5 protein-coding genes are annotated in these 6,070 nt (G+C 67.6%); 3 read left to right on the plus strand and 2 right to left on the minus strand.

Annotated elements, in window-relative coordinates:
• Nucleotides 1–25: 25 nt before the first annotated feature.
• Both KBI44_01500 and KBI44_01505 read right to left on the minus strand, forming a co-directional pair.
• On the minus strand, nucleotides 26–871 hold the full coding sequence (locus KBI44_01500; protein MBP9143134.1) for a hypothetical protein: 846 nt from the start codon (nucleotides 869–871) through the stop codon (nucleotides 26–28).
• Between the two features lie 434 nt (nucleotides 872–1,305).
• Nucleotides 1,306–2,154, minus strand: coding sequence for a hypothetical protein (locus KBI44_01505; GenBank protein MBP9143135.1), 849 nt, complete (start codon nucleotides 2,152–2,154; stop codon nucleotides 1,306–1,308).
• A 250-nt stretch (nucleotides 2,155–2,404) separates the two neighbouring features.
• Between KBI44_01505 and KBI44_01510 the strand changes: the two genes are divergently transcribed.
• The 3 genes from KBI44_01510 (at nucleotide 2,405) to KBI44_01520 (ending at nucleotide 5,965) form a co-directional block, all read left to right on the plus strand.
• Nucleotides 2,405–3,448, plus strand: a complete 1,044-nt coding sequence (locus KBI44_01510; GenBank protein ID MBP9143136.1) for a putative sugar O-methyltransferase — start codon at nucleotides 2,405–2,407, stop codon at nucleotides 3,446–3,448.
• Between the two features lie 130 nt (nucleotides 3,449–3,578).
• Nucleotides 3,579–4,079 (plus strand): peptidoglycan-binding protein LysM, encoded by a 501-nt coding sequence (gene lysM / locus KBI44_01515; GenBank protein ID MBP9143137.1) that lies wholly within the window; start codon nucleotides 3,579–3,581, stop codon nucleotides 4,077–4,079.
• The gene (locus KBI44_01520; protein ID MBP9143138.1) at nucleotides 4,076–5,965 is read left to right on the plus strand and encodes a hypothetical protein; all 1,890 of its coding nucleotides are present in this window, start codon (nucleotides 4,076–4,078) and stop codon (nucleotides 5,963–5,965) included. Before lysM ends, KBI44_01520 begins: the two co-directional genes overlap by 4 nt.
• Nucleotides 5,966–6,070: the final 105 nt, after the last annotated feature.

Here is a 6,070-nt window from a genome sequence, read left to right on the forward strand (position 1 = left end):
CCGGCCGGAGTTCCCGGCGCAGGGTTCAGGGACAGGTCGCGAAGGCGTCGGAATCGGTTCGCGCGATGTTCGAAGTCGAACCGATGGTGTTGGTGTAGGTCACGATTTCGTCGGCGAACGTGTCTTCGACCCGGATCGTGAAGGCCACATTCGTGGTCGCGGCGTAGTAGACCCAGTAGCGGTCGTTGACGACGCAGCCGTCGACCATCTTGATCAGGAGCTCGAAGTTCGCCGGCTGGAAGAACCAGAAGATCGCGGAATCGGTCGAGGCGAGCGGCACCGCTTTGCCCACGAACGGCACTTGAGCGAAGTTCTCGCCCGTCACCGAGATGCGGAAACGACCGCCCAAGACCTCGGCGACCCGGCCGTCGAAGTTCCCGGCGCCGAAGTCGCCGTCACCCGCCAGGATGCGCGCGGCCGGCGCGTCGCAGACGACCTGGTTCGAGAAGGTGCCGATCTCGGTGCCATCGAAGCCGGCCGTCACGAGATAGTAGTTGTCGGCGAACTGGAGCGGCAACGCGTCGAGGCGCGACTGTCCGGCGCCGAAGTCCGGGCCGTCGTCATCTTCCGCGATCAGGTTCTGAAGCGGGTTCTCCGGGTCGAAGCCGTCGCGATAGAGGAACACCCAGCCGTCGAAGCCCTCCTCCTGGATGCTCATGATGAAGCAGGCGGAGTTGTCGCTCGGGAAGAACGGCTGCACGGAGTAGCGCACGATCTGGCCGCTCAGGGTGCCGAGGCTCGCGGGGCGATTGAACGTCGGCTGCCCCTTGGTGGTGCCATAGAAGGTGGTCGCGGCGGCGGCATGAACCGCGGCGGTGGTTCCCGCCAGGAGCAGGAAGGTCGCAAGGAAGTGACGTACGGTGCTTTTCATAGTGAGGCCCTCGGCTCGCCAGTGCCCGGAGTCTCCGGAATATCTGGAGAAGCCGGATCGAAGAGGCGGGGCCTTGGGCGAGCAATCGAAGTCCCCGCTTCACGCGGCGCGCGTGGCTCGTCGCAGAGCCCACGCTCACCGCACGAAGCGGCCCACTGCAATGGAGGTGCCGGGATGAACGCGGCGCCCGGATGCTCCGCGCTCTCGCCTCCTGCCGGGCAAGAACTCGAGAACCGCCTCGCGCTGCCGCCCTGGGGGGGATGCGATTGCCGCGCCCCGCCATGCGGTTTCTGCAAAGGTCACCACCGCGCGCGTTCCTGTCGCCATTCCCTGGCGGTCCATGCGTCCGGAGCGCCATGCCCGCTAGAAGAAGGGCCCGCTCCCCCAAGGAGGGGCGGGCCCAGATACGGACTCTGAACGGAATGTGCCAGACGTCAGATGCAGGTTGCGAAAGCGTCCGAGTCGGCGATGGAAGTCGCGAACTGGGTTCCCAGAGGATTGTGGTAGTAGATCGCGGGCGATCCGTCGAAGGTGTCGTCCACGTAGAGGTAGAAATCGACGTTGGTCGTAGCGGCGTAGAAGACCCAGTAGCGGTTGTTGAGGGCGCAGCCGTTCACGATCTTGACCAGGAGCTCGAAGTTCGCCGGCTGGAAGAAGTAGAAGACCGCCGAGTCGGTCGAGGCCAGCGGAGCGGTCCTGCCGATGAACGGCGTGCCCGCAAAGTTGTTGCCCGTCACCCACACCTTGAAACGGCCGCCGAGCAACTCGGCGATCCGGCCGTCATAGTCGCTGGGCTGGTTGGTCCCGAAAACGCCATCTCCCACGACGACGCGCGTCGCCGGCGCCTCGCAGGCGACCATGTTCGAGAACGTCCCTGAGGCCAGGCTGTTATAGCTCGCGGTCACCAGGTAGTAGTTGTCGGCGAAGAGCAACGCCCGCGTGTCGATTCGCGATTCCCCGATATCGAACTCCGGACCATCGTCGTCATACGCAATCAAGTTGGTGAGCGGGCTGGCCGGGTTGAAGCCGTTGCGGTAGAGGTAGATGATGCCGTCGTAGCCGCTCTCCTGAATGCTCTGGATGAAGCAATCGGCGTTGACGTTGGGGAAGAACGGCTGCACCGAATAGCGCGCCGAAACACCGCTCAGGGTGGAGAGGTTCGCAGGGCGGTTGAACGTCGGCCCCCCCTGGGTCGAGCCATAGAAGGTCGTCGCGGCCTCGCCGTAGGCGACCGCCGAGAGGACGAAGGCACACAAGAAGAGGCGCGCAGCAGTTCGGATCATGAGGTTCTCCCTCGGCTCGCCGCATGGATTAGGTACGAGACCGGGACCCAGGGCGAGCGGTTGCGGGTTCCCGACTCCGACTGACTGGAACGATGAAAGTAGGCTACCACCTCGAGAAACGGGTTTGCCCGCCGGAAGGGGACAAACCGGCGACAATCTCCTCGTTGCGTGTCAGCAAACCTCGCACTCGGCGCCCTCGAGAGCACTCCTGGCACAGGCCGCGCGCTGGCGTAGACTCCGGGATTCAACGATGCCCATACCCGCCTTCCTCAAGCGCCGACTCGACGCTGCGCTCGCGCGGCGGGGGTTCGAGCGCATTGCGAGCCGGCTGGTCTACCCCTGGCAGCGGGCGCCGGTCGATCTGCCGAGCCACAGTGGAGCGCCCTTGCCGGCAGGGGCCGAAGAGGCGCTGCGCGCCGATCATCCGCGCCTGCAGGAGCTCACCCGGGCCTATCGCGAGCTCGACTCGCCGCTCGCCCGGGATCCGGTGTGGACGCCCGAGCTCCTCGCGACCGCCGACCTCCGGCAGTTCCGGGGCGACAACCCTTATGTCTTTCAGCTGCGCGGCCGGAACTTGAACGAGCTCGGCTATGCGGTGAGCTACTACTGCGCCGGGCGGATCGCCGAGGTCGAGCGTTTGCAGCTGCTCGATCGCCTCGAGGAGGATGGGCTCTTCGGCGTCCACACTTTCTCGATCGACGGCCGCCGGGTGTCGCGCGATCTGCTCGACTCTGCGCTCGAGCTCGCCTTCCTGGAGCGCCATCTGGGGATCTCGCACGGTCCCGTCCGGACGATCCTCGACATCGGCGCCGGCTACGGCCGTCTCGCCCACCGCGGGGTGACCGCCTTCCCGGAGACGACGCGCTGGCTCTGCGCCGACGCCATCCCGACCTCGACCTTCCTCTGCGAGTACTACCTCGGGTTTCGCGGCGTCGCGGGGCGGCCGGACTCTCCGGCCCGGGTCGTCCCGTTGCACGAGCTCGAACCGGCGATCGCGCCCGGGACGGTCGATATCGCGGTCAACATCCACAGCTTCTCCGAGTGCTCCCCCGCCGCGATCGACGCCTGGCTCGCCCTCCTCGCCGGCAAGCAGGTCGGGCACCTGATGATCGTTCCCAACGCGATCGCCGGTGACGGCGTCACTATGCTGACCAATGCCGGCGTCGACTTCACCCGAATCGTCCTGCGGCACGGCTACCGGCACGTCGCGAGCGAGCCGAAGTACCCGGATCCGGTCGTCCAGGAGTACGGCGTCAGCCCGGCCGCCCACCTGCTCTTCCGGCTCGAAGACTGATCTCAGCCCTCCGGAGGGAGTCCGGCGGATGGCTGGGGCAATCGGCAGGGTTCTCCCCTTCGGGCAGCGGAGAAACTACGCAGGCGGCGCCGCTCGCGGAGGGGTAAACTGGCCGCGAAAGGAGATCCCCATGGGTCTTTTCGATTTCGTGAAGAACGCTGGAGCCTCGATCTTCGGCAAGGACGATAGCCCGGCCAAGGGCGCCCCGCCGCAGGCGCAGACGCACACCGTTTCCCCCGCTGAGCTCGATGCGATGAAGCGCAGGAAGGCGCTCGAGAAGCTGCTCGGCGAATTCTCGCTCCAGGTCGAGAACCTGAAGATCGACGTCACCGGCGATACCGCCGTCGTGCACGGGCTCGTCGACGACCAGGCCGAGCGCGAAAAGGTCGTCCTGGCGCTCGGCAACGTCATCGGCATCGCCCGCGTCGACGACCGCCTCGAGACCAAGAAGAAGGAGCCCGAGTCGCAGATGTACACGGTCGTTTCTGGCGACTCGCTGTCGAAGATCGCCAAGAAATTCTACGGCAATGCCGCGAAGTACCCGGTCATCTTCGAGGCCAACAAGCCGATGCTCAAGGACCCCGACAAGATCTATCCGGGACAGGTCCTGCGCATTCCTCCGGCAGGTTGAAGATCCGGCGTTCCGCGCTCTACCTGCTCGCCGGGCTCCTGCTCGGCGAGCTTTTCTATGTCGGCGCTTTCGAATGGGTGGCGCGAAGCGGCCGCCTCGAACGCTGGGTCAACCGCCGTCCCGACAAGGTCCACTTCGCCTTCCGCGAGGCGCACTCCTGGTTCCCCTTCCGGGTCGCGCTCGAAGGGCTCGACCTCGCGGTGCAGACTCCGCACTTGCAATGGCGCCTGCAGTGCGACGAAGTCACGGGCTGGATCGCGCCGGCGCCGCTCCTGGCTCGCCGCCTGCGGGTCGAGTCGGCCATCGCCACGGGTGTCGAGTTCGGACTTCGCCGCCGCGCCGACTCACCACAGGAGGCCGCCGGGCGCGCGGCGCTCCTGCCCCCGATACCGGCCTTTCCACTCGCCGGAACGCCGCCCTCGCCTCGCCCCCTCCGCCCCGCCTGGAATTTCGAATTCCCGCGGGTGCGAGCCACCGGCGTCCGCCGTCTCTGGATAGAACAGGCTCGCCTCACCGGAGCGATGCGCGCCGAGGGCGGCTTCGCGATCCGCCGCCGAACGGAGGCCGAGGTGGAGCGCAGCCGGCTTGAGATCATCGGCGGCGGCCTCGAGCTCGCCGGCAAGCCGCTCGCCACCCGGCTTTCGGGCGCTCTCGACTTTTCGACCGCCGCCTACCGCCATCGCGAGCACCGCGGGCTCGACGCGCTCCCCTTCGTCGATTCCGCCCTGACCCTGAGCGGCGAGGTCTTCCCCGGCCCGCTGCTCGCGAGCTACTTGGCGCGGGCACCCTGGCTCGAGTTCGCGGATCTGCAGACCACTTTCGATGCCGCGCTCGAGATGCGCCAGGGAAAACTCGTCGAGGGCAGCTACCTGCACACCGAGAAGACCGAGCGCACCGTGCGCATCTTCGGTTTCGAGGCGAGCGGCCAGGCCCTCCTCAACTTCGATGTGCACCGCGATGCGACCGGCGGTCACGCCGAGCTCGCCGTCGGTTTCGACGACTTCGAGCTGCGCCGGGGCACGGCGGGCGCGGCGGTCGTGGGCGGTAGCGGCCTCTCCCTGCTCGCGTCGACCCGCGACCTTCGAGCCGGCGGGCTGCCCGACGACGCCACAATCCGGATCGGCCTCGGCGAGGGCCGACTGCTCGATCTCGCAGGCTTCTCCGATCTTCTGCCGCGGTCGGCCGGACTGGAGCTCGCCGGCGGCCGGGGCGAGGTCAGAGGCGAGTTCGAAGCCGCCCTCGGACAGGGCGAAGCGGGTTCCGCGCGCGGCTCGGTGAGCGCCCGGATCACCGACGCCGCCCTGATCTCCAACGGCGTACGGTTCACCGGGGCTCTGGCGTTCGACGTCCCGGTCACGAGTCAGGACCTCAGAGGGCGGCGGTTCGATCTCGCAGGAACCCGGATCGAGCTCGATGGATTCACCGGCCCAGGGGAGCCGAGGGTCGCCGAGACGAAAGGCCGCGCGGTCCCCGGCGGACCTGGCTGGCGGGGCACGATCGAGACCCAGGTCGCGGCGTTCCATCTCGTCGAGCCCGCCACCGCCGAAGGGCGATTCACCCTGCAGCTCAGCGACTCGGCCCCGCTCGTGGCGCTCTACGCGACGCGCAAGGACCTTCCGCGGTGGGTCGAGCGCCTGCTCGAAGAGCCCGACGTCCGTGCGACCGGTGCCTTCACCTACAGCAAGCCGGAGCTCCGGATCGAGAAGCTGCGGGCCCGCTTCGAGCACTGGGGTTTCGAGGCCGACCTCGAGCTCGGCAAGGACCGCAAGCGCGGCCTCCTGCTGCTCGAATGGCGCAAACTCGCCCTGGGAGTGCGGATCGAGGGCGAAAAGCGCGACTTCAAGCTTACCGGCGCCCGGGAGTGGTTCGCCCGCGAGAAGCTCTAGCGCGGACCCGGCTCCGCCCGGCGCGCCACCTCCGAGCCGAGGGGATCTTGCGCCGCCCGGCGGGCCACCTCGAAGCCGACGGGATCCTGCGCTTCTCGGGCGCTC

Source organism: Thermoanaerobaculia bacterium, assembly GCA_018057705.1.
Classification (GTDB): Bacteria; Acidobacteriota; Thermoanaerobaculia; order Multivoradales; family JAGPDF01; genus JAGPDF01.

Bases quoted from the DNA above. Each gene is read 5' to 3' on its own strand.
- KBI44_01510 (MBP9143136.1), top strand. From the start codon at position 2,405: ATGCCCATACCCGCCTTCCTCAAGCGCCGACTCGACGCTGCGCTCGCG.
- KBI44_01500 (MBP9143134.1), bottom strand. From the start codon at position 871: ATGAAAAGCACCGTACGTCACTTCCTTGCGACCTTCCTGCTCCTGGCG.
- lysM (MBP9143137.1), top strand. From the start codon at position 3,579: ATGGGTCTTTTCGATTTCGTGAAGAACGCTGGAGCCTCGATCTTCGGC.
- KBI44_01505 (MBP9143135.1), bottom strand. From the start codon at position 2,154: ATGATCCGAACTGCTGCGCGCCTCTTCTTGTGTGCCTTCGTCCTCTCG.